The sequence below is a fragment of the Thermomonas beijingensis genome, from assembly GCF_020034655.1.
Taxonomy (GTDB): Bacteria; Pseudomonadota; Gammaproteobacteria; order Xanthomonadales; family Xanthomonadaceae; genus Thermomonas; species Thermomonas beijingensis.
This window is the reverse complement of record NZ_JAIQDJ010000001.1, coordinates 209,754-230,502: the sequence shown is the minus strand read 5'-3', so window position 1 is coordinate 230,502 and position 20,749 is coordinate 209,754. Positions and strand designations below refer to the sequence as shown.

Sequence of the window (20,749 nt, the reverse complement as noted above, 5' to 3'; positions counted from 1 at the left end):
CGTGCTTATTTCCTGACTTCCACACCGCGCAGCGCCACCGCGGCCTTGTCCAGCACGCCGTTGACGTAGGTGTGGCCGTGTTCGGAGCCGAAGCGCTTGGTGGAGTCGATGGCTTCGTTGATGACCACGCGATACGGCACATCCGGGCGATGGCTCAGCTCATAGGCGGCGATGCGCAGCGCCGCGCGCTCGATCGCGTCCACCTCGTCGATGCCGCGATCCAGATGCGGCGCCAACACCGTATCCAACGCATCGACATGGCGCAGTACGCCACGCACGAGGTCTTCGAAGTACTCCAGATCGGCCACTTCATGCGCTTGCTCGTGCGCGAATTGGGCGATCAAGCCGCGCTCGTCGGCGTGGTTGATTTGCCACGCATAAATGGCTTGCAGTGCACGTCGACGCGAACGCGAACGGGCCACGGGGTCGATCCCATCGGGACGGCGATGATGCTGTTTGTTCATGCTTGCTCCTGCAACTTGCGGCGCAAATCAGCCATTTCGATGGCGACCAATGCGCATTCTTCGCCTTTATTGCCATGACTGCCGCCGGCACGCGCCAACGCGTCTTCAAATGTTTCGACCGCCAGCACGCCGTTCAACACCGGTACGCCGTATTCCAATGCCACCTGCATCAAGCCGTTGGATGCGCCATCGGCCACTTGTTGGTAATGGCGGGTATCCCCGCGCACCACGCAGCCCAAGGCCACGATGGCGACGTGCCTGTCGGCCTGCGCCAGCGTGCGGGCGATCACCGGCAATTCCCATGCGCCCGGCACCCGCACCACATCCACCTGCGCTTCGGCCACGCCATTGGCAACCAACGTCTGGCGCGCCGAATCCACCAGCGCATCGGTGATGCGCGGGTTCCAGCGACTGGCGATGATTGCGAAGCGTGCGTTGGGATGAACGCGCAGGTCGCCTTCGAAATGCGGCATGGCAGGCATGGGGTTGGGCGGTTGCGCAGTTTACCGCGCCGGCAGCGCCACGTATTCCACCACCTCCAGCCCGTAGCCGGCCAAACCAATTTGTCGGCGTGGGGTGCCCAGCACGCGCAGGTGGCGTGCGCCCAGATCGGCCAGGATTTGCGCACCGGCACCGTTGCGCCGCCATTGCGCCAACGCGCCGGCTTTCGAGGCCGCCGCTGCCGGTTGCTGGCGCATGCGCGCCAAGGTGGCCTCGGCCTCCGGCGCATCCCCCAACAGCACCAGCACACCGCGTTCGCTGGCCGCCAGCAGCGCCAGCACATCGCCGGTCAGTGGGCCAAAATCATCGCGCCGCCAATGTAGTGCATCGGCCAACGGGTTTTGCAGTTGCACCCGTACCAGCACCGGCTCGGTTCCCGCCATCTCACCGCGCACCAGCGCGTAATGCAACCCGCGACTGAGACGGTCACGGTAGGTGTGCAAGGTGAAACTGCCGTGGTCGGTATCGATGCTGCGGCTGTCGATGCGCTCCACCGTGTGCTCGGTTTCCAGCCGATAGCGGATCAGGGCTTCGATCGAGCCAATCTTCAGGCCATGTTCGCGCGCAAACACTTCCAACTGCGGGCGGCGCGCCATGCTGCCATCGGGATTGAGGATTTCCACCAACACGCCGGCCGGCTCGAATCCGGCCAGCAGCGCCAGATCCGCCGTGGCTTCGGTATGCCCGGCGCGACTCAGCACCCCGCCCGGCTGCGCCATCAGCGGGAAGATGTGGCCGGGCTGACTGAGATCGGCGGGCTTGGCATCGGGCCGCACCGCAGTGCGCACCGTATGCGCACGGTCGTACGCGCTGATGCCGGTGGTCACGCCTTCGGCCGCCTCGATGCTGACCGTGAAGTTGGTGTGGTGCGGCGAGGTGTTGTCGCGCACCATCGGGTTCAGCCCCAGCTGGGCGCAGCGCTCGCGGGTCAGCGACAAACACACCAGCCCGCGTGCGTGGGTCACCATGAAATTGATGTCGGAGGGCTTGACCAACTCGGCGGCCATGATCAGGTCGCCTTCGTTCTCGCGGTCTTCGTCGTCCACCACCACGATCATGCGGCCGGCACGCAGTTCGTCCAGCAATTCCGGGATGCTTGCAAAGCTCATGTCCAATCCTTTGTCGCGTTTAGGCGCTCCACATAACGCGCCAACAAATCCACTTCGATATTCACCTGCGTGCCCACTTGCAGCGCATGAAATGCCGTGTGTGCCACGGTGTGCGGGATCAACGCGACATCAAACCCGGTGTCATCCACCACATTCACCGTCAAGCTCACGCCATCCACGCACACCGAGCCCTTGTGCGCGATATAGCGCAGCAGCGGCCTAGCCAACGCGAAGCGCCAACGCACCGCACGCGCATCGTCCCAGCACTGCACGGCGGTGGCCAGCCCGTCCACATGACCGCTGACCAAATGCCCACCCAAGCGGTCGGTGGGCCGCATGGCGCGTTCCAGATTCACCGGCGTACCGATCGTCATTTGGCCCAGCGTGGTCAGCGCCAGGGTTTCATTCGAGGCATCGATTGCAAACGAAGCGGCATCGAATTCGACCACCGTCAGGCAACAGCCATTGACCGCAATGCTTTCGCCCAGTTGCACATCGGCAAACGGCAGGCTCCCAACGTCAATGGTCATGCGTGCATCACCGCCACGCGGCTCGCGTGCGGCCAAGCGGCCCACGCCTTCGATCAAACCGGTAAACACGCCATCGTTCTCCCAAAAAACCCATCACCTCGGGACGAACGGAAACACGCACATCCCATTCGGACGTGTGCGGCCGTCTTCTTGCATCCGGACTATGACCGTCGGCCCCGGCATTTGACCGGGTCTGCTGACCTTGCGACAACGCCGCAAGCGCTCGCGGGCTTGTATCGTCATTGCCGATACCTACCGCCGGTGGGGACTTGCACCCCGCCCTGAAGACCTGTTGCTGGTTTGTTCAAAACCAGCCGCTGCATTTTATCATGCAGCCATCCACATGCCCGGTTGCGCGCAGCCGCGATTCAGGAGAGCTCATGTCCACATCCCTGCAACCACGCCCTTGCGCCGCACTGCTCGGCGGCCTGCTGCTTGTCGCCTTGGGCAACACACATGCCACCGATGGGGAGCAGGTCTATACCGGCACCTTGGGCAAACAGACCATCGTGATGGGGCTCACGTTAAGCGATGAAGATGCACCGGCGCGGTATTTTTACCAGCGCCATCATCTGGATATCCCGCTGTTTGCAGGCAAGCTTGGCAAGACCCATCTGGAGCTGGTTGAAGGTGTGGATGAAAGCGCGCCACGCCCCGTCATCACCTTGGATCGTCAAGCCAATGGCAGCTGGCAGGGCATCTGGCGCGGCACGGATGGCAAGACGTTGCCGCTGTCATTGCATCCGGCAACACCAACGCCACCGGCAAGCGATGCCGTGCCATACCTGCACAAGCTCTATCGTGATGACCCCTATGGCTACCTGCGGCTGGCCGATTTGAAGTTGCAAGCAGGCCGCAAGCAAACCGTCATGGGGTATCACTTGCAGTGGTGGCAGCAACCTGCAGCCAAGCTGGCGATGTTCGAGATCACGGATGGCTACCCCGAGGCCGAACGTCAGCGCATCAATGCCATTCTGCGGAATCGTCTGTGGCAGGAAACCGACGCTTACTTTGAATGCATGGGGTCAGCGCGCGGCACAGACCTTGCCGACTTCGAACAAACCGTCACCCCGGAATTATTCACACCGCACCTGATCAGCGTGACGGTGCATACCGACTATTACTGCGGCGGCGCGCATCCGGATTTTGGCACTGCCGGCATCAATCTGGATGTCCATACCGGCAAGCCCATCGCGCTGGAGGATTTGCTGTGGTTGGGCAAGGGCAAGCCGCTGCACGTGATCGGGCTGGCGGATGATCCTGCACAAACGCCCAATGCCCAGGACAACGATGCGCTAGCGGCGTATCAGGAAAAAACCCTGGCCCCGTGGCTGTTGGCGCAATTCAATCGCTTGTATCCAACATTGATGCAGCCGACGGACAGCGAAGACGAATGCAATTACAACGATGTCGAGTTCTGGCAGTACGGCAATTGGCATCTGACCCCTGCCGGTGTGTTTTTCGGGCCGTCCTTCCCGCGCGCGGCACGCGCCTGCGAGGCCAGCGATGATTGGTCGATCGTGCCATGGGCCTTGGTGCGCAAACATCCGGGGCCGCTGGGGAATGCGATTCCCTGAGCCGGACTAAGCAGCCTCCACCGGCGCCGGCAGCGGCCGCAGCAACAGCCGAAAATCATCGCCCACCACCGCGCTGTCGATGCGTTGCAGTTTCAGGCGCTGCGTCATTGCATCGATATGCAGACCATCAAACAGTGGGCGTGCCCGTTCGCCCAGCAGCACCGGAGCAACATAGAGCAGCACTTCATCGACCAAACCGGCTGATAAAAACGCACCAGCCAACGTGGCACCGGCTTCCAACTGCACTTCATTGATGCCACGTGCGGCCAGCAGGCGCAGCACCGCATCCAGATCGAAACGCGTGCCTTGTGCCGGCACGGCCGCGTGCTCAAACGCCACGCCACGTGGCAGCTTGGCATCCGGTGCGTGGATATACAGCGTGGGTGCAGCCCCTTCGCGCACATGCCCACGCGCCACGGTGGCCAGCCCCGGATCCAGCACCACGCGCAGGGGCGGCACGACGTCGCTGCCATCCTCCAGCCGCACGGTCAAATGCGGGTCGTCAGCCAATACCGTGCCGGCGCCCGTCAGCAGTGCACCGCTGCGCGCACGCCAGCGCTGCACATCGTGGCGCGAAGCTTCACCGCTGATCCATTTCGAATCACCGGACGCCATCGCGGTACGGCCATCCAAACTGGTGGCCAACTTCACCCGCAGCCACGGCCGGCCACGTTCGATACGGGCAAGGAAGCCGCGATTGAGCTCGCGTGCCTGCGCTTCCATCAGCCCGGATTCCACCGTGATACCGGCCGCACGCAGCGCATCAAAACCAGCCCCATCCACCTGCGGGAACGGGTCCCGCATCGCTGCCACCACACGGCCGACGCCGGCGGCGATCAAGGCGTCTGCACACGGCGGCGTGCTGCCGTGATGTGCGCAGGGCTCCAGCGTTACGTATGCCGTTGCACCGCGCGCTTGCGCGCCTGCCGCTTGCAGCGCGAACACCTCGGCATGTGGCCCGCCTTTGCGCTGGTGCCAGCCTTCGCCAACCACAGCGTCACCCTGCGCAAGCACGCAGCCCACCATCGGGTTGGGCCGCGTGGTGTAGAGGCCACGTTCGGCCAAGCGCAGCGCGTGCGCCATCAACGCGTGATCGGTGGCGGAAAAAGCACTCATCGTTTTTTTCCTTTCCCGCCGTCGGCGACCCCACCCAGCAAGGGCAATTGCCCCTCACCCGGCAATTCGCGCTCCAGTCGGTCAAGCTCTTCGCGGAAATCGGCCACGTCTTCGAAGCTGCGGTACACCGAGGCAAACCGCACATAACCCACATGATCGAGCTTGCGCAGTTCATCCATCACAAAGCCGCCAACCCGGCGCGATTCGATTTCGCGCTCGGCGGTCATGCGCAGTTGATGCACCACTGCGCGCACCGCCGCCTCAATTTTCTCTTCCGATACCGCCCGCTTTTGCAGCGCACGGTCAAACCCCACCCGCAGCTTGCGCGCATCGAAGGCTTCGCGCCGACCATCGGATTTGATGATGGCCGGCAATTTCAACTCGATCATTTCCAAAGTGGAAAAACGCTCGCCACAGGCCTCGCAACCGCGCCTGCGGCGAATCGTCGCGCCGTCTTCGGACACCCGCGAATCAATCACGCGGGTATCACTGTGCTGGCAGAACGGGCAGTGCAAGGCTTAGCCGTACACCGGGAACTGCTTGCACTGCAGTTCAACATTGCCACGCACGCCGGCGATGACGTTGTCGTCGCCGGGGTTGTCCAGCACATCGCAGATCCACTCGGCCAGCGCCACGCAATCGGCTTCCTTGTAGCCACGGGTGGTGACCGCCGGCGTGCCGATGCGCAGGCCGGAGGTGACGAAGGGCTTGCGCGGATCGTTCGGCACCGAGTTCTTGTTGACGGTGATATGCGCCTTGCCCAGCGCTTCCTCGGCCTGCTTGCCGGACACGTCCTTGCCGATCATGTCGACCAACATCAGGTGGTTCTGCGTGCCGCCGGAAACGATCTTGTAGCCGCGGGCGATGATGACCTTCGCCATCGCCTGCGCGTTCTTCACCACCTGCTGCTGGTAGTCCTTGAACGCCGGCTCCAGCGCTTCCTTGAACGCCACGGCCTTGGCCGCGATCACGTGCATCAGCGGGCCGCCCTGGATGCCGGGGAACACGATGGACTGCAGCTTCTTCTCGATGTCCTCGGCGGCATCGCCCATCGCTGCACGGCTGGCGACGATGATCCCGCCACGCGGGCCACGCAGGGTCTTGTGGGTGGTGGAAGTCACCACATGCGCATGCGGCACCGGGCTGGGGTACACGCCCGCCGCAATCAAGCCAGCCACGTGCGCCATGTCCACGAACAGATACGCGCCCACCTTGTCGGCAATCGCACGGAAGCGCGCCCAATCCACCACCTGCGAGTAGGCGGAGAAGCCCGCCACCACCATCTTCGGTTTGTGTTCCAGCGCCAGCCGTTCCACTTCGTCGTAATCAATCAAACCCTGTTCGTTCACGCCGTACTGCACCGCGTTGAACAGCTTGCCGGAGGCGTTGACCTTGGCGCCGTGGGTCAGGTGGCCGCCATGCGCCAGCGACATGCCGAGGATGGTGTCGCCCGGCTGCAGCAGCGCGAAGTACACTGCCTGGTTCGCCTGCGAGCCGGAATGCGGCTGCACGTTCGCATAGTCGGCGCCGAACAGCTGCTTGCAGCGGTCGATGGCCAGCTGCTCGGCGATGTCGACGTATTCGCAGCCGCCGTAGTAACGCTTGCCCGGATACCCCTCGGCGTACTTGTTGGTCATCTGGCTGCCCTGCGCTTCCATCACCCGCGGGCTGGCGTAGTTCTCGGAGGCGATCAGCTCGACGTGGTCCTCCTGGCGACGGTCTTCTGCGGCAATGGCCTTGGCCAGTTCGGGATCAAAAGCGGCAAGCGTGTCGGCACGGGAGAACATGGGGGACTCCGGGATTGGGGGGGGATTGCAATTGTAGCCCGCAGCACGGCCCTGAGCGGCTTCAACCGGCCTCAATCCGCCACCGGGCAGCCTGCGTCCGGCGGCGCGTGCGCGGCCAGAAAGGCGCGCAGCACGGCCCCCTGGTAGCGATTTCGCGGCCACAGCAGGGACAAGCTGCGGCGCAGCTGCGCAAACGGAGTGTCCAGCACTGCAAGACGCCCGGCGGCCACGGCATCGGTCAACGCCACCTCCGGCAGGCACGCCAGGCCCAGCCCCGCCACCACCGCTTGCTTCACCGCTTCGGTCTGGTTCAATTCCAGCAATGCCACCGGTGCCGGCAACTTGCTCAACAGGCGCTCGCTCATCTCGCGGGTGGCGGAACCCGGCTCGCGCAGCACCCAGCGCGCCTCATGGAAATCACCGGGGCGCAGCCCACGCCGGCCAGCCAGCGGGTGATTGGCAGCAGCGCACACCACCAGCACGTCATCGCGCCAATGCTGCCGCTGCAGATCCGCATGCATCACCGGCCCTTCCACGCAGCCGATATCCAAGCGGCCATCCAATACCGCTGCAGCAATGCTGCGGGTGTTCTCCACCTGCAGCCGCAGGCGCACCCCGGGCTGTGCAAGCGCGAAGGGCGCCAGCAATTCGCCAATCCGGTAGTTGCCCACGGTATTGCTGGCACCAATGCGCAACTCGCTGCCGGGGGCGATGCCATGCGAATCAAAGCCGGCGAATTCCCGATGCCGCTCCAGCAGCTCCTGCGCCAATGGCAGCAGGTCGCGCCCGCGCGCATTCAACTGCAGCCGCCCTCGGCGGCGATCAAACAGCTCGCTCCCCAGCAGCCGCTCCAGCTCCGCCAGCGCCATGCTGACCGCCGGCTGGCTGAGGTGCAGCATCTCCGCTACGCCGCGCAGGCTGCCGCAGGCCACCGTCTGCACAAACACTTCGAGCTGGCGCGGGCTGACATAATGCATAAAATAATCTTATCGCATAGATAAATAATCAAAAGTATTCCTGAGTAACCATCTCGCGCAAACTGGTGGTACATCGAACCAGCACCCCGCCATGACCGCCGCTCCCGAGATCGCTTCCCCATCCACCCTGTCCGCCCTGTGGCACGCACGCCGCAGCGGGCTGCTGCTGGTGACGCTGGTTGTCATACCGGCCATGCTCATCGGCGCGTGGCTGCCGGTGGTGGGCGGCGCGGTGTCGGCTCTGCTGTTGGGGCTGGTGCTGGGCGCCACCGGCATCACCCAGCCACGCCATCAGGCCGGCATTGCCTTCGCGCATGGCCCGCTATTGCGCGCATCGGTGGTGATGCTCGGGTTCGGGCTGTCATTGACGCAGGTGGCAAAAACCGGGCTGGACTCGCTACCGCTGACGCTGGTGACGCTGGCAGTCGCCTTTCTCACCGCATGGGGCCTGAGCCGGCTGCTGCGACTGAGCGGCTCACTGCCAATATTGATTGGCATCGGCACCGCCATTTGCGGCGGTTCCGCCATCGCCGCCGCTGCCCCGGTGATTCGCGCCCGCGACCACGAAATCGCGCTGTCGATGACCACCATCTTCCTGTTCAACGTCGCCGGCGCGCTGTTGTTTCCCCCATTGGGGCACCTGCTGGGGCTGAGCGACCACGGCTTCGGCCTGTGGGCAGGCACCGCGATCAACGACACCTCTTCAGTGGTGGCCGCCGGCTACCAGTACAGCCTGGCCGCTGGCGAGCTGGCCACCGTGGTCAAACTCACCCGCGCCAGCCTGATCGTGCCGGTCACGCTGGCCTTGGCAATGTGGATGGCGAGGCGCAACCGCAGCGACCCGGGCCATGCCTCGCTGCGCAGCAACTTCCCGTGGTTCATCCTGGGCTTCGTCGCGGCCTCGGCGATCGGCAGCACCGGCTTGCTGCCTCTGGTCGTGCTACAGGGGCTGCACTGGGCGGCGCAGCTCTGCATCGTGGCGGCGCTGGCCGGCATTGGCCTGTCGGCCGATCTCAGGCAGATGCGCGCCACCGGGCCGCGTCCGATCCTGCTGGGTCTCGGCACCTGGTTTGCGGTGACCGTCGCCAGCCTGGTTGCACAGCAGGCGATGGGCCTGACCTGAACCTCACCGGCGGGGACAGCCCCGCCGCACCTGACAAGCGGTTTGCGAGCTGCAAACCGCTATAATTGCGGATTCCGAACACCCTTGTGGCCCTGCACCGCGCAGGCCGCCGCCGCACGCCCGGAGCACGCATGTCATCGCAGTACATCTACACCATGAACAAGGTGTCCAAGATGGTCCCGCCCAAGCGGCAGATCATCAAGGACATCTCGCTGAGCTTCTTCCCCGGCGCCAAGATCGGCCTGCTGGGCCTGAACGGCTCCGGCAAGTCCACCGTGCTGCGGATCATGGCCGGCGTGGACAAGGATTTCGAAGGCGAGGCGCGCCCGCAGGCCGGCATCAAGGTCGGCTATCTGGCGCAGGAGCCGGAGTTGAACCCGGAACACAGCGTCCGCCAGGCCGTCGAGGAAGGCGTGGGCGAAGTGCTGCAGGCGCAGGCGCGGCTGGACGAGGTCTATGCCGCCTATGCCGAGGAGGGCGCGGATTTCGACGCGCTGGCCAAGGAGCAGGAACGCCTGGAAGCCATCCTCGCCGCAGGTGATGCACACACCTTGGAAAATCAGCTGGAAGTGGCCGCCGACGCGCTGCGCCTGCCGCCGTGGGATGCCATCGTTGGCAAGCTGTCCGGTGGTGAAAAACGCCGTGTGGCGCTGTGCCGCCTGCTGCTGCAAAAACCCGACATGCTGCTGCTCGACGAACCCACCAACCACCTCGACGCCGAATCCGTCGAATGGCTGGAACAGTTCCTGCACCGCTATACCGGCACCGTAGTGGCGGTCACCCATGATCGCTACTTCCTCGACAACGCCGCCGAGTGGATTCTGGAACTCGATCGCGGCCGTGGCATTCCGTGGAAGGGCAATTACACCGACTGGCTGACCCAGAAAGACGAGCGCCTGAAGCAGGAAGACAATCAGGAAAAATCGCGCCAAAAAGCCATTCAAAAAGAACTGGAATGGGCGCGGCAAAACGCCAAGGGCGGCCGCAGCAAGGGCAAGGCGCGTTTGGCGCGCCTGGACGAATTGCAAGCCGTCGACTACCAGCGCCGCAACGAGACCAATGAAATCTTCATTCCACCTGGCGAGCGTTTGGGCAACTCGGTGATTGAGTTCAAGGGCGTGTCGAAAACGTTTGGTGACCGCCTGTTGATTGATGATTTGTCGATGATCGTGCCGCCGGGCGCCATCGTTGGCATCATCGGCCCCAACGGTGCCGGCAAATCCACCCTGTTCAAGATGATCACCGGGCAAGAAAAGCCGGATTCGGGCTCGATCAACATCGGCCCCACCGTCAATCTTGCATATGTGGACCAGAGCCGTGGCGCACTGGAAGGCGACCACACCGTGTTTCAGGAAGTGTCGGGCGGGCGCGATATCCTCAATATCAATGGCGTGGAAATCCAGTCCCGCGCCTACATCGGCCGTTTCAACTTCAAGGGCCAAGACCAGCAGAAATTGGTCGGCACGCTCTCCGGGGGTGAGCGTGGCCGCCTGCACATGGCCAAGACCCTGTTGCAGGGCGGTAATGTGCTGCTGCTCGACGAACCGTCGAACGATCTGGACATCGAAACCCTGCGTGCGCTGGAAGATGCGCTGCTGGAATTCCCCGGCAACACCTTCGTCATTTCGCATGACCGCTGGTTCCTCGACCGCATCGCCACCCACATCCTCGCCTTCGAAGGCGACTCGCACGTGGAGTTCTTCCAGGGCAATTACCGCGAATACGAGGAAGACAAGCGCCGCCGCATGGGTGACGACGCCGGCCCGAAGCGCTTGCGGTTCAAGGCGCTGAAGTAATGACCGGACGCCCACGGCAACGTGGGCGTCTTTGCATGCAGGAGCAACCCGCCATGACCTTTATCCAGAAACTGCGCACCCGTTGGCAGCAGGCCGACACCCTGGTCTGCGTGGGCCTTGACCCGGATCCGGCCAAATTCCCGGATTGCTTTGTGGATGACGACGACGCGCTTTTCGCGTTTTGTCGCGACATTGTCGATGCCACCGCGCAATACGCTTGTGCGTTCAAACCGCAAATTGCGTATTTCGCCGCGCACAACCATGGCGAGGCGGCATTGCAGCGCTTGATCGCACATATCAATGCGGAACACCCGGATGTGCCGGTGATCCTGGACGCCAAGCGCGGCGATATCGGCAGCACCGCGCAGCAGTATGCCTGCGAGGCGTTCGAGCGCTTCGGCGCCGATGCGGTAACGCTGAATCCATACATGGGCAAGGATTCCGCGCAACCATTTCTGGATTACAACGACCGTGGCTGCGTGTTCCTGTGTCACACCTCCAACCCCGGTGCGCGTGATTTCCAGGAACTGCTGATCGATGGCCAGCCACTGTACCAGCACATCGCCCGCACCATTGCCGACGAGTGGAACGGCGATGGCAATTGCGCGCTGGTGGTGGGGGCCACCTTCCCGCAAGAACTGAAGGTCATTCGCAACCTCGTCGGTGACATGCCACTGCTGATTCCGGGCATCGGCGCACAGGGCGGTGATGTCGAAGCGGTGGTGAACAATGGCAAGACCGCCGACGGTACCGGGCTGATGATCAATTCCTCACGCGGCATCCTGTACGCCTCGCAAGGCGAAGGCTATGCCGAAGCAGCCGCTGACGCCGCGCGCGAGCTGCGCGATACCATCAATCGTTGGCGTTGATCGTACTCTCACAACCTGCCGGAGCGCGCCCTGCGCGCGACCGTCCTTGGCATGACAGTCGCAGCCATGGGCTGCCCCTACCGGTGTAGCGCGGCGCGCAACACCGCAAACGGGAATCGACCCCAAATCATCGCAAACACCGCCATGCGGGTCACCATCCCGCATTGACTGGCCTCGAACTTGCAAAAATAACGCCACAGTCCACGGTGCTTGTGCCATTCAACAAAGACTGGGCGCGCACGCGAAGACACGCCGCGGACATGCACCACGCGCACCGCATTGGCGCAAACCACCTGCGCGCCGGCTGCACGCACGCGCCGGCATAGATCCAGATCTTCTGCGTGCAGGCGGTAGCCGGCATCAAACCCACCCACCCGTTCGAACACGACACGCGGCAACACCATCAATGCGCCGGACACGGCATCCACCGGTTGCAACGCTTGTGCTGCATCACGCGGCAGGCTGAGATTGCGTGCGCGCGATGAACGCAACATCGCCGCAAATTGCGGATCGCGTCGGCGCGCGGCGGCATCCCACACGCCGTCTTCGTCACACAACGCAGCCCCCACCAAGCCGCCCCCCACTGCACTGGCGGCGGCACGCAAATGCGCCAAGGTGTCGGCCTCCACAAAGCAATCCGGGTTGACGAACGCCAGCCACGGCGCATGGCTAGTGGCGGCACCTTGGTTGCAGGCCACGGCAAACCCGGGATTGTCGGGGTTGGCGATGAAACGCAGACGCGGGTCGGCCAATGCGTGCCGCTGCACGATGTCGAGCGTGCTGTCACTGGAGTTATTGTCAACCACGCGCACCTCGGCAACCCCTTCTGCGGCCCGCAACCGCTGCAGGCAGGGTTCGATCGTGGCTTCGCTGTTGTAGGCCACCACGATGACGGCAATGTCGGCGTGGCTAGCCAGGGTCATGGCGTCACGAACAAATCCGGTTGCGGTGGCACGCGTTCGGCGGCTTGCAATGCTTGTTGCAGCCGCTGCCGCTGTGGCAGCAAGGGGTCGTGCATCAGACAGTCGGCCAGCCGTGCATGCCATGCCGGCCAGCGCACAGCCAATGCGTCAAGATCGCCGGACTGCGGCGCACTCTCGGCATCACGCAACACGAATGCGTTATCGCACAACACATTGCGCCCACCCAGCCCCGCCATGCGCAGCGATAAATCAATCAACGCCGCATACCAGGACTGATAGCTGACGCCATCCACACCGCCGGCTGCAACGCGCGCCAATCCACGCAGCAATACCGCATGCGCCACCGCCGAGGGCAGCGGCGGGTAGTCGGCAGGCAGATGGGCGCAGGCGTCGGCCAAACGACCAAGGGCATCGGGTAGCACTACGATTTCGCCAATCCGTGGCCACGCCGCGACTTCGCCGGCATTGCACCAGGGGGTTGCCGTGGCGATGGCGGCATCGCTGGCCAAACACGCAGCCAATTGCGTCAGCCAGCCGGGTACCGGGCGTGCATCACTGGCCAGCACCACCACGTCGGCATTGCCACAGGCCTGCAAGGCTTGTTGCAGATGCGCCGCTTCGCCCAAGGGCTGGCTGCGCCGGGTATGCGCGGCTTGCAAGCGCGTTGTGCCCAGCCAATGCCGGATCAACGCAAGCCCGCGTGGGCCGGCTTGCGCATCATCCGCCAGCCACACCCGGGTACCGTGCGGTGTGCCGGCATCCAGTGCTGCCAAACAGCCATCCAACGCGTCCTCATTGGTGCCGACCGGCACCAGGATCACTGGCCAAGACGCGCCCGCTTGGTTCACTTTTTCTTCGGGTTATAGATTGGATCAAGTGCGCGGAAACGACGCCCGTATTCGTCGGTCAAGTTGCGTGCCTCCAGCGGATTGCGCACCACGGTGGGGGTAATCAGCACCACCAGTTCGTCACGTGTCTTGCCGTTATTCTGCTGGCCGAACAGGCCACCGATGATCGGAATCCGGCTCAACCCTGGCACACCCATAGAGCCTTTCTGACTGCCATCGGCAATCAGACCGGCCAGCATGATGGTGTCACCGCTGGGGGCCACTGCACTGGTGGTGACCTTGCTGGTATCGATGCGCACATTGCCTTGAATATCCGCAACGCCAGCCGGCTTGCTGACTTCCTGCACGATATCGAGGAACACCATGCCATCGCGGGTAATCCGCGGGCGCACCTTGAGGATGATGCCGGTGTCCAAATATTGCACTTGACTATAGGTGCCATTGCTGTTGCCGCCGCTCGGATTGAAGCTGACCGACGCAATCGGAATCCTCTGGCCAACATTGAGGGTGGCCTCGCGATTGTTCTGCGCCAATACCGATGGGGAAGACAAGGTGCGCACATCGGTCACACTGTCCAAGGCACTGACGATGGCGGCAGCATTTTTGCCAAGGAAGGTCCAACTGAGCAAGTTGCCACCGCCATTGCTCATCGGATTGATGCCACCGGAATAGCTGCCCCAACTGTTACGCCCGGTCGGATACGGCAGATTGCCGGCGGCATTGGAATTCACCGCATGATCGAAGAACCAGCTCACGCCGTATTGCAAATCGCCCTTCAACGCCACGCTGATGACTTGCGCTTCGATCTGCACTTGCATCGGCATCACATCGAGGCGATCAATGACTTCGCGGATCGACTTCCATTGCGCCGCGCTGGCGCGCACCAGCAGCGAGTTGGTGTCTTCCACGGCCGACACGCCGACTTCGGCACCGCCTACCTTCAGCGTCACCCGGCCATTGCCGCCACGCGACTGCGGCAGGCTGCCGCCTTGGCCAAGCCCAGCCCCACCGGCACCAGTGGATGACAACCCGGAACGGTCGTCGCTGTTGCCATCGCGCAATTCGCTGCCCTGCACGCCCGGCATCAGCGAGGCGTTTGCATCTTCGTTTTGCGATCCCCCTTTGCCACCAAACACTTCCGACAGGCGATCGGCCAGATCGCGCGCCTTTATGTATTTCAATTCGTAGGAGAACAACCGGCCATCGCCGCTGCCACCTTCGATGCGGTCGATCCACTGGTGGATTTCATCCAGATAACTGGGCTGCGCAGTGATCACCATCACCGAATTGGTCGCTTCCAGCGGCATGAACCGGAACATGCCTGCGACCGGAGTCTTGCCCTGTTCACCGAACACGCGCTCCAGGTCTTGCACCACATCGGTGGCTTTGCCCGACTGCAGGGGAAACACACCCACCGACATGCTGGACATCCAGTCCACATCGAACACCTGAATGGTGCGCAGGTAGTTTTCCAGCTCGGCGCGAGTACCGGCAATGGTGATCAGGTTGCGGGCGCCATCCACTGTGACGATCGAGCCTTGGCGTGCGTACGGCTTGAGAATTTTCTCCATCTCGGTAGCCGAGACAAAACGCAATGGCACCACGCGTGATTCAAAACCGCGCGCGGTTGCCGGCGAGCCGGTGCGCAGCGCTGCACCATTTTGCAATGCCTGATCGGCAGTCACGATGTTGTAGCGGCCATCGCTGTACACCATGCGCGCGTTGTTTTGCGCTAATACCTGATCCAACAGACTCAGCGCACCGGCGGCACCGACCGGCTTCTGGGTGGCCACGGTCACCGTCCCCTGCACGCCGGGGGCAATGCTGTAGCTCTGGCCGAGCATGTCACCGAGAATGGCTTTGACCACCGCCTGCAACGATTCACCTTCGAAATTGAAGCTGGCCTGCCCGCTGCTGGCCAGCGAGGGCGGCGGCGCACTGGCGACTTTTTGATTGATGACGCCCCCATTGCCGCGCCGGATCACTGGCTGCGGGCCGTCACTCCCCAATTCCTGCAAGATTTCCTTGCGGACATCGCCGCTGCCAGCATTGGCATCTTGTGCCTGCGCGCTGCGTTGGGTGCGGTGTAACTGCGGCTGCGGGACGCTGGCACAGGCAGCCAATGTGCCGACCAACAGGGAAATCGTTAACGTGCGCGCAGTCATGGGCTGAAACGTCCGGGTCATGGCATGGGTTTGCATCATTCTTTTACCTCCTGCAGTACCGGGCCGGCACTGGCAGGTGCATGGGTAATGCTGGTTGTGGAGTTGGCTGGCGCACGCGGTGGCGGGGCCGGATTGTGTTGTTGCAATTGCGCGCGGCGGGCTTCGATGCGCTTGCGAATTTCATCAATGCGACGGGATTCATCTGGCGTCGGTGGCGGCAGCGGCGGGCCGGCCGCCGCGGCATCAGCCGCAGCTGATGCAGCTTCCGCAGCGACCTTGGTTGCACCTGCCGGTGTCCCGGCGACACCAAAAGTGCGCAGATCCAGCGTCATTTGCCCGCCCGGTCCTTCGAAAATTGCGCGGCGTGGCTGTACTTCCTGCAAGCGCCAGCCTGCGGCACCATCCGGCGCACTCCCCACCCGCACCCGCTGCGAGTTGCCGCCGCCGCTGGGCTGCAAGATAGCCAACTGCACACTGGGGCTGATCAATACCCCGGTAAGGATGAAGTTCATCGAACTATTGGCCCCTGCTTCGCCCTCGTCGGGGGCGGTGGCCAAGAATGCCCGCGGCTTGCGATCTTCGGTAAACAGCGGCCGCGACGCCGCCTCATCGTATTGCGCCATTGGCCCGATCCGATCCGGCACCATTGCCGCGGGTGATGGCAAGGCCTCCGCCGGCAACGGCGGCAGCTCGCCCGTGCGCCCACCCAAGCCCAGCATGCTTCCCAGCCAAAACAACAGCGCCCAGCCGCATACCGCAGTCAGCACCCACGTCAATGGCCCGGCCCGCAGGAAGCGCTGCAGCCCGCCTTGCTCAACGGCCATGTGCACCTCCAGGACCGGGGCGCAGATAGCCGTACAAGTTGAAGTTCACATCCAGCCCACCTTCCTGCGGTTGCCCGCTTCCGGGCACTGCGAAATAGCGTTGCGCGGTAATCGATAGGCTGTCGATGAACAAATACGGGCGCGCTGATTGCAAGGCGTGCAGCACCGCCAAGGTTTCCGCATTGCCGCAGCGCAGGCGCACTTGCACGGTGACTCGACGGTAGCGCCCACTCTGCGCCTCATCGCCCAAGGGGGTGCGGTTGACCAGCGCACAACCCCGGCTGCCCGGGCTGGTCTCGCTGACCACTTGCTCCAATTGCTGGATCAAGCCGGCGGTCGCCAGCTCAGCGGTGGGTTCGACCAAAAACCCGGAACCACCGCCACGGGCGGCCAGTGCGGCCAAGCGTTGTTCAACCAGGTTTTTTTGCCCCAGCAGGCTGCGCAGGCGCGCATCGCGGGTCTGCAACTGGGTGAGCTCGGCATTGACTTGCTGCAGCGGCTGGCCAAACAACGGCGATACCAGCAACAACCAAAGCAATCCCAACACCACCAGCAACAAGGCCAGTGCCAACCAACGATCACGCCTGGCGGGAATGAGCGGACTCATCGCGGCTCTCCTGCGGTGGATGTGGCGGCAGGACTGGATGCGGCTGCCGGAAGTTTCCCGGCCAGCTGCGCCACCAACGTAAAGCGATCCATGCGCGTGCGCGGATCCTGCTGCAGCGCGCCGCTCAGTGCTGGCGTTGTCCATTGCGGCGCGCCTTCCAGCTTGCCTACCAGTGCAGCGGCCTGGCTGGACAAGCCGATGACGTTGAGTTGATCGCCGTCGATCGACAATTTCTCCAAATAAGTGCCATCGGGCAGGCGCTGCGCCAGTGCCTGCATCACCTCCACTACCGGCGGGCGATCATTGCGCTGGGCACGCAGATAGGTCTCACCCTCCACCGTATCCAGCAGTCGTTGACGTTCGCTGGAAATGGCACGCGCCTGCGTCTCGCGCGCTTGCATCTGGGTTTTCAAGGTGGCGGCAGCGGCGCGCCGGTTGTCCAGCAATTGCGCCATTCCCAGCACTATCGCCAACAACGCCACAGCGGCCAGCCCCAGATTCCACCAACGCCAGCTGTCGTGCTGCTTGCCACGCGATGCCGGTGGCAGCACGTTGACCCCCAATGGCTGCCCATTTGAGGTGATTAAATCCACTCCGGCCAAACCCTGTGCCATGCCGCCCAGGCGCGCGCAGGTCGCCTCAAACTGGGTGCGTGGCAACACCACCAGCTCAACGTGCAACTGGCCATCGTCCCGAATTTGCAACAGGCGCCCGGCAAACAGGACATCGGTCGCTGCGAACGGCGTTTGCCGCTCAATTTCAAAGCTCAAGACTTCACGCAACCGCTCGCGGGCGGCGGCCGGTAGCACCAGGCTTCGCCGCAACCCGGCAGTGTCCGGCAACTGCAGCCAGCGCGGCAGATCACGCGCACGTTCATGCAACACCCGCTGCAAGGGATCGCTTCCGGCTGGGAGTGGCAAGGGCAAGCTCGCCAATTCCCGTGGACCCGCGTCTCCTTGCAGCAGTAGGCGCACGTCATCACCCTGCGGCTGCAGCCACAGACGTTCGTCACCGGCCACCACGATGCGGCGCAGCGACGCCGGCAACCATGCGGCAAGACTGTGCCCCCACCAAGTCAGCAGCCCGCGCAGCCCCGAGCCGGACTGTGCAAGCAGCGCCCCCCTTGCCTGTTGTGCGCTCACTGCGTGACTCCCCCCGCCTGCCAGTGCAGCGTTGTGTATGTCGAACCCGGCAATCCACTGCCCCCCATTCTGAGCACCACCGAAAGACGCGCGCTGCGCCCATCGGTGAGCCGGGCACGGCTATCAATACTATACGTGCCGCTGCCAGGTAACGGGGGCGCTGCCGGGTCGATGGGCGCGGCTTTTTCCGGCAGACCCATCGCCTTGCGCACCACCGCATCGGCAAAATTGGCATCCGGTGCAGCCTGCCCGGTGTAAATCGTCAAATGCGGCGCCGCAGCGGCATACAACGCCGGGCGCATCCCCAACACCTGTTCCAGTTCAGCCACCGATTCAAACGGCGCATCTTTGGCCCCCCAGGTCAGCCCGGCGCCCAGATAGTCAGCGTCTTCGGCACCGCCGCCGGGCTGGGTCAAACTATCCGGATCGCGCCAATCGATCACCGCACCCGCCAGCCGGTCGGCTGACTCGCGCGGCTCACCTACGACTTGCAATAAATGACTGATGAGATCAAGTGATGCGCCATTGAGGTCGATCTTTGCCGCCTCATCGCGCACCGTAATAGTTACTGGAATGCCTTGAAAATCAATCTTGTACGCACGTCCATCCACCGCCCAGCGCCGTGCAGGGTCTTGTTCCAACATGCGTGCAGCGGCGTATTCCACCCCCGCCCGTGCCGCTTCACGCGCCACCAAGGTACGCGCAACGCCATTGCCCTGCAGGGACTCCACCCGTGCCGTCAGCGCATACCCAGCCACCAATCCTGCCAGCAGCAAGACCAGCCACAACACCATCAACAGCGCAGCACCGCGCATCGTCGCGTGTCCGGCCATCAGGATTTGCTCCGACCACCGGCCAGATAACTGCCAGCCTGCGGCAGCGACACCACCAGCTCGGGCCAATCGCCTTGCACATCAGCAAGCCGCACACGCACCTGCATCGGTAGTGCTTCCGGGTTTTCCCATTGTGGCTGCCACGGCCCCAGCTTGCCATCGTCACCCAAGCTTCTGTAGGCAAATTCGACCCGGGTCAGGCCATCGACCAGTGCTTCGGGCGGGCGCGTGGGCGCTCGCGCTTGCGCGGCTTGCACCAACCGGAACAGCACCTCCAATGCTTGCGTGCCGTTACCTGTATCGCGCAGTTGCAAGTCGTGCAGATGCGGCCCGCCACGGCCCAAATAATCCGGCAGATCCGCGACAAACCGCACCGCCTTGGCCTCGCCCACAAACCGCAGCGAACGCCCGCTTTGCTGATCGAATGCAAACACGATGCCCTGCGCACCACCGATGCGCTGCCGCAAGAACTCGGACACCGCACGCATGCGTTCATTGCGTTGGCTGACCAGTTCGCCACGCGCCACCGTCGCCCCGGCGGCGCGCACCACACCAAACCCCAAGGCCAATGCGGCAGCCAGCAAAGTCACCGCCAGCAGGACTTCCAGCAAGGTAAAGCCATGTGCGTGCCGGCTCACTGGCCAGGCTCCAACTTGGGCGGCAACACCAGCCGCAACGACGCTACATGCAGCTGCTGCTGCGGCCCGCCATCACCCCATTGCATATCCAGTTGCACATGCAGCAAACGCGCTGCGAACGGATCTTGCGGGGTAGCGCGCGGGCGCGGTTGCGGGTCTTGCCAAGGGGTCACGGCCAACTGCCAGTGGTAGCGCCCGTTTTCCAATTCCCCTTGCTGCTGCAGTGGCGCCTGCAACAACACCAGCCGCTCCTCCAGCAACGACTGCGCCAGTAATCCCGCACGCCCTGCATCGCCACCTTGACGTACTTGCCGGCTGGCCCCCGACAAGGTGCCTAATAGCAACGTCAGGCCCAGCGCCAACACCGCAAACGCCACCAAAATTTCGATCAAGGTAAACCCCGTTTGAGCGCGCCGCATCATGGCGCAGACCCCACCCGTTGCAACTGCACTTCGCCGGTCAACCAACGCACATCGACATCCCAGCCTGCGCCGTTGGCCTGCAAGCGCAAGCGGCCGCCGGTAGCCGCACCATCCGGAAAAAACCGCACCGCACCGAGTGGTGCGGCAGGGTTGTCCGTGATCCCCAATTGCGCGGCGCGCGCGCCGGTGAATACGACCTCGCCGCCACTGGGCAGTTGTCCGTGCCGGCCCTTGGCCGCGCGCCAGGTGCGGGCGGTTGGGTCGATGATCACATCCTGTGGTTGGCCGCTGGCAATCGCCAAGGCACGTGAAAACCGCATCTGCGCGGCCACCTCCTTGGCCGCCGAACGCAACTCGATACCGCGCAGGCCGCCACTGAATGCTGCCATTGCCAGCAGCGTGGCAGCGGCAATCAATACCAGCACCAGCAGCATTTCCAGCAATGAAAAGCCGGGCACGGGCAATTGCGGGCGCATGCTCACTCGCATACTTGCGCAG

At 63.6% G+C, this 20,749-nt stretch carries 21 protein-coding genes, 1 pseudogene and 1 riboswitch; of the genes and pseudogenes, 4 read left to right on the top strand and 18 right to left on the bottom strand.

The genetic code is table 11. The annotated features are described in order from the left end of the window. Nucleotides 1-5: 5 nt before the first annotated feature. From nusB to K7B09_RS01010, 4 genes and pseudogenes are all read right to left on the bottom strand, one after another. Nucleotides 6-464, bottom strand: a complete 459-nt coding sequence (gene nusB / locus K7B09_RS01025; protein ID WP_223625803.1) for a transcription antitermination factor NusB — start codon at nucleotides 462-464, stop codon at nucleotides 6-8. Next, entirely contained in the window at nucleotides 461-937 is a 477-nt protein-coding gene (ribH, locus tag K7B09_RS01020) for a 6,7-dimethyl-8-ribityllumazine synthase (protein WP_223625799.1), read from the bottom strand. The genes nusB and ribH overlap by 4 nt, the downstream gene beginning before the upstream one ends. Next, nucleotides 937-2,074 (bottom strand): annotated as a pseudogene (gene ribB, locus K7B09_RS01015) (3,4-dihydroxy-2-butanone-4-phosphate synthase); the annotation flags it as partial. The pseudogene ribB and the gene ribH, both read right to left, overlap by 1 nt. Next, complete coding sequence (locus tag K7B09_RS01010) at nucleotides 2,071-2,673, bottom strand: riboflavin synthase (protein WP_223625792.1); 603 nt, start codon at nucleotides 2,671-2,673, stop codon at nucleotides 2,071-2,073. The gene K7B09_RS01010 and the pseudogene ribB, both read right to left, overlap by 4 nt. Nucleotides 2,674-2,744: 71 nt before the next feature. Next, a riboswitch (FMN riboswitch) is annotated at nucleotides 2,745-2,897 on the bottom strand. An 87-nt stretch (nucleotides 2,898-2,984) separates the two neighbouring features. Here K7B09_RS01010 and K7B09_RS01005 point away from each other — a divergent pair. Continuing rightward, nucleotides 2,985-4,181 carry a hypothetical protein gene (locus tag K7B09_RS01005; protein WP_223625789.1) on the top strand — a complete coding sequence of 399 codons (1,197 nt, stop codon included), beginning with the start codon at nucleotides 2,985-2,987 and terminating at the stop codon, nucleotides 4,179-4,181. Between the two features lie 6 nt (nucleotides 4,182-4,187). Here the strand turns inward: K7B09_RS01005 and ribD are convergent, their stop codons facing one another. The 4 genes from ribD to K7B09_RS00985 all read right to left on the bottom strand — a co-directional run bounded on the left by ribD (nucleotide 4,188) and on the right by K7B09_RS00985 (nucleotide 8,061). Further along, nucleotides 4,188-5,297: a bifunctional diaminohydroxyphosphoribosylaminopyrimidine deaminase/5-amino-6-(5-phosphoribosylamino)uracil reductase RibD gene (ribD, locus tag K7B09_RS01000; protein WP_223625786.1), complete on the bottom strand. Its 1,110-nt coding sequence runs from the start codon at nucleotides 5,295-5,297 to the stop codon at nucleotides 4,188-4,190. Beyond that, nucleotides 5,294-5,812 carry a transcriptional regulator NrdR gene (nrdR, locus tag K7B09_RS00995; RefSeq protein WP_223625783.1) on the bottom strand — a complete coding sequence of 173 codons (519 nt, stop codon included), beginning with the start codon at nucleotides 5,810-5,812 and terminating at the stop codon, nucleotides 5,294-5,296. Before nrdR ends, ribD begins: the two co-directional genes overlap by 4 nt. Before the next feature lie 3 nt (nucleotides 5,813-5,815). Beyond that, nucleotides 5,816-7,084 (bottom strand): serine hydroxymethyltransferase, encoded by a 1,269-nt coding sequence (gene glyA / locus K7B09_RS00990; protein WP_223625778.1) that lies wholly within the window; start codon nucleotides 7,082-7,084, stop codon nucleotides 5,816-5,818. A 71-nt stretch (nucleotides 7,085-7,155) separates the two neighbouring features. After that, on the bottom strand, nucleotides 7,156-8,061 hold the full coding sequence (locus tag K7B09_RS00985; protein ID WP_223625773.1) for a LysR family transcriptional regulator: 906 nt from the start codon (nucleotides 8,059-8,061) through the stop codon (nucleotides 7,156-7,158). Nucleotides 8,062-8,152: 91 nt separating this feature from the next. On the opposite strand from K7B09_RS00985, the gene K7B09_RS00980 reads away from it, so the two are divergent. The 3 genes from K7B09_RS00980 (at nucleotide 8,153) to pyrF (ending at nucleotide 11,849) form a co-directional block, all read left to right on the top strand. Further along, nucleotides 8,153-9,184: a YeiH family protein gene (locus K7B09_RS00980; RefSeq protein WP_223625770.1), complete on the top strand. Its 1,032-nt coding sequence runs from the start codon at nucleotides 8,153-8,155 to the stop codon at nucleotides 9,182-9,184. Between the two features lie 131 nt (nucleotides 9,185-9,315). After that, on the top strand, nucleotides 9,316-10,980 hold the full coding sequence (gene ettA, locus K7B09_RS00975; protein WP_223625766.1) for an energy-dependent translational throttle protein EttA: 1,665 nt from the start codon (nucleotides 9,316-9,318) through the stop codon (nucleotides 10,978-10,980). A gap of 53 nt (nucleotides 10,981-11,033) precedes the next feature. Further along, the gene (gene pyrF / locus K7B09_RS00970) at nucleotides 11,034-11,849 is read left to right on the top strand and encodes an orotidine-5'-phosphate decarboxylase (RefSeq protein ID WP_223625763.1); all 816 of its coding nucleotides are present in this window, start codon (nucleotides 11,034-11,036) and stop codon (nucleotides 11,847-11,849) included. A 77-nt stretch (nucleotides 11,850-11,926) separates the two neighbouring features. Here the strand turns inward: pyrF and K7B09_RS00965 are convergent, their stop codons facing one another. Genes K7B09_RS00965 through xpsH form a run of 10 tightly spaced genes read right to left on the bottom strand, consistent with a single transcriptional unit; the run spans nucleotide 11,927 to nucleotide 20,727 of the window. Continuing rightward, nucleotides 11,927-12,772 carry a glycosyltransferase family 2 protein gene (locus K7B09_RS00965; protein ID WP_223625759.1) on the bottom strand — a complete coding sequence of 282 codons (846 nt, stop codon included), beginning with the start codon at nucleotides 12,770-12,772 and terminating at the stop codon, nucleotides 11,927-11,929. After that, nucleotides 12,769-13,620, bottom strand: coding sequence for a glycosyltransferase family 2 protein (locus tag K7B09_RS00960; RefSeq protein WP_223625755.1), 852 nt, complete (start codon nucleotides 13,618-13,620; stop codon nucleotides 12,769-12,771). Before K7B09_RS00960 ends, K7B09_RS00965 begins: the two co-directional genes overlap by 4 nt. After that, the gene (gspD, locus tag K7B09_RS00955; protein WP_223627678.1) at nucleotides 13,617-15,785 is read right to left on the bottom strand and encodes a type II secretion system secretin GspD; all 2,169 of its coding nucleotides are present in this window, start codon (nucleotides 15,783-15,785) and stop codon (nucleotides 13,617-13,619) included. The genes K7B09_RS00960 and gspD overlap by 4 nt, the downstream gene beginning before the upstream one ends. 35 nt (nucleotides 15,786-15,820) lie before the next feature. Next, nucleotides 15,821-16,609, bottom strand: coding sequence for a hypothetical protein (locus K7B09_RS00950; RefSeq protein WP_223625751.1), 789 nt, complete (start codon nucleotides 16,607-16,609; stop codon nucleotides 15,821-15,823). Next, nucleotides 16,599-17,216 carry a type II secretion system protein GspM gene (gene gspM, locus K7B09_RS00945; RefSeq protein WP_223625747.1) on the bottom strand — a complete coding sequence of 206 codons (618 nt, stop codon included), beginning with the start codon at nucleotides 17,214-17,216 and terminating at the stop codon, nucleotides 16,599-16,601. Before gspM ends, K7B09_RS00950 begins: the two co-directional genes overlap by 11 nt. Then, entirely contained in the window at nucleotides 17,213-18,358 is a 1,146-nt protein-coding gene (locus K7B09_RS13225) for a PilN domain-containing protein (protein ID WP_223625744.1), read from the bottom strand. Before K7B09_RS13225 ends, gspM begins: the two co-directional genes overlap by 4 nt. Continuing rightward, nucleotides 18,355-19,191: a type II secretion system minor pseudopilin gene (locus tag K7B09_RS00935; protein WP_223625741.1), complete on the bottom strand. Its 837-nt coding sequence runs from the start codon at nucleotides 19,189-19,191 to the stop codon at nucleotides 18,355-18,357. The genes K7B09_RS13225 and K7B09_RS00935 overlap by 4 nt, the downstream gene beginning before the upstream one ends. Then, complete coding sequence (locus tag K7B09_RS00930) at nucleotides 19,191-19,829, bottom strand: prepilin-type N-terminal cleavage/methylation domain-containing protein (protein WP_223625738.1); 639 nt, start codon at nucleotides 19,827-19,829, stop codon at nucleotides 19,191-19,193. The genes K7B09_RS00935 and K7B09_RS00930 overlap by 1 nt, the downstream gene beginning before the upstream one ends. Next, the gene (gene xpsI / locus K7B09_RS00925) at nucleotides 19,826-20,248 is read right to left on the bottom strand and encodes a type II secretion system protein XpsI (RefSeq protein WP_223627676.1); all 423 of its coding nucleotides are present in this window, start codon (nucleotides 20,246-20,248) and stop codon (nucleotides 19,826-19,828) included. Before xpsI ends, K7B09_RS00930 begins: the two co-directional genes overlap by 4 nt. After that, complete coding sequence (gene xpsH / locus K7B09_RS00920; protein WP_223625733.1) at nucleotides 20,248-20,727, bottom strand: type II secretion system protein XpsH; 480 nt, start codon at nucleotides 20,725-20,727, stop codon at nucleotides 20,248-20,250. Before xpsH ends, xpsI begins: the two co-directional genes overlap by 1 nt. Between the last annotated feature and the right edge of the window lie 22 nt (nucleotides 20,728-20,749).

What these genes read in the sequence shown, in the direction of transcription:
- ribH (WP_223625799.1), bottom strand. Translation starts at nt 937, where the DNA reads ATGCCGCATTTCGAAGGCGACCTGCGCGTTCATCCCAACGCACGCTTC.
- xpsH (WP_223625733.1), bottom strand. Translation starts at nt 20,727, where the DNA reads ATGCGCCCGCAATTGCCCGTGCCCGGCTTTTCATTGCTGGAAATGCTG.
- gspM (WP_223625747.1), bottom strand. Translation starts at nt 17,216, where the DNA reads ATGAGTCCGCTCATTCCCGCCAGGCGTGATCGTTGGTTGGCACTGGCC.
- nusB (WP_223625803.1), bottom strand. Translation starts at nt 464, where the DNA reads ATGAACAAACAGCATCATCGCCGTCCCGATGGGATCGACCCCGTGGCC.
- pyrF (WP_223625763.1), top strand. Translation starts at nt 11,034, where the DNA reads ATGACCTTTATCCAGAAACTGCGCACCCGTTGGCAGCAGGCCGACACC.
- K7B09_RS00985 (WP_223625773.1), bottom strand. Translation starts at nt 8,061, where the DNA reads ATGCATTATGTCAGCCCGCGCCAGCTCGAAGTGTTTGTGCAGACGGTG.
- K7B09_RS00950 (WP_223625751.1), bottom strand. Translation starts at nt 16,609, where the DNA reads ATGGCCGTTGAGCAAGGCGGGCTGCAGCGCTTCCTGCGGGCCGGGCCA.
- xpsI (WP_223627676.1), bottom strand. Translation starts at nt 20,248, where the DNA reads ATGCGGCGCGCTCAAACGGGGTTTACCTTGATCGAAATTTTGGTGGCG.
- glyA (WP_223625778.1), bottom strand. Translation starts at nt 7,084, where the DNA reads ATGTTCTCCCGTGCCGACACGCTTGCCGCTTTTGATCCCGAACTGGCC.
- ribD (WP_223625786.1), bottom strand. Translation starts at nt 5,297, where the DNA reads ATGAGTGCTTTTTCCGCCACCGATCACGCGTTGATGGCGCACGCGCTG.
- ettA (WP_223625766.1), top strand. Translation starts at nt 9,316, where the DNA reads ATGTCATCGCAGTACATCTACACCATGAACAAGGTGTCCAAGATGGTC.
- K7B09_RS00980 (WP_223625770.1), top strand. Translation starts at nt 8,153, where the DNA reads ATGACCGCCGCTCCCGAGATCGCTTCCCCATCCACCCTGTCCGCCCTG.
- K7B09_RS01005 (WP_223625789.1), top strand. Translation starts at nt 2,985, where the DNA reads ATGTCCACATCCCTGCAACCACGCCCTTGCGCCGCACTGCTCGGCGGC.
- K7B09_RS00965 (WP_223625759.1), bottom strand. Translation starts at nt 12,772, where the DNA reads ATGACCCTGGCTAGCCACGCCGACATTGCCGTCATCGTGGTGGCCTAC.
- K7B09_RS00935 (WP_223625741.1), bottom strand. Translation starts at nt 19,191, where the DNA reads ATGGCCGGACACGCGACGATGCGCGGTGCTGCGCTGTTGATGGTGTTG.
- gspD (WP_223627678.1), bottom strand. Translation starts at nt 15,785, where the DNA reads ATGACTGCGCGCACGTTAACGATTTCCCTGTTGGTCGGCACATTGGCT.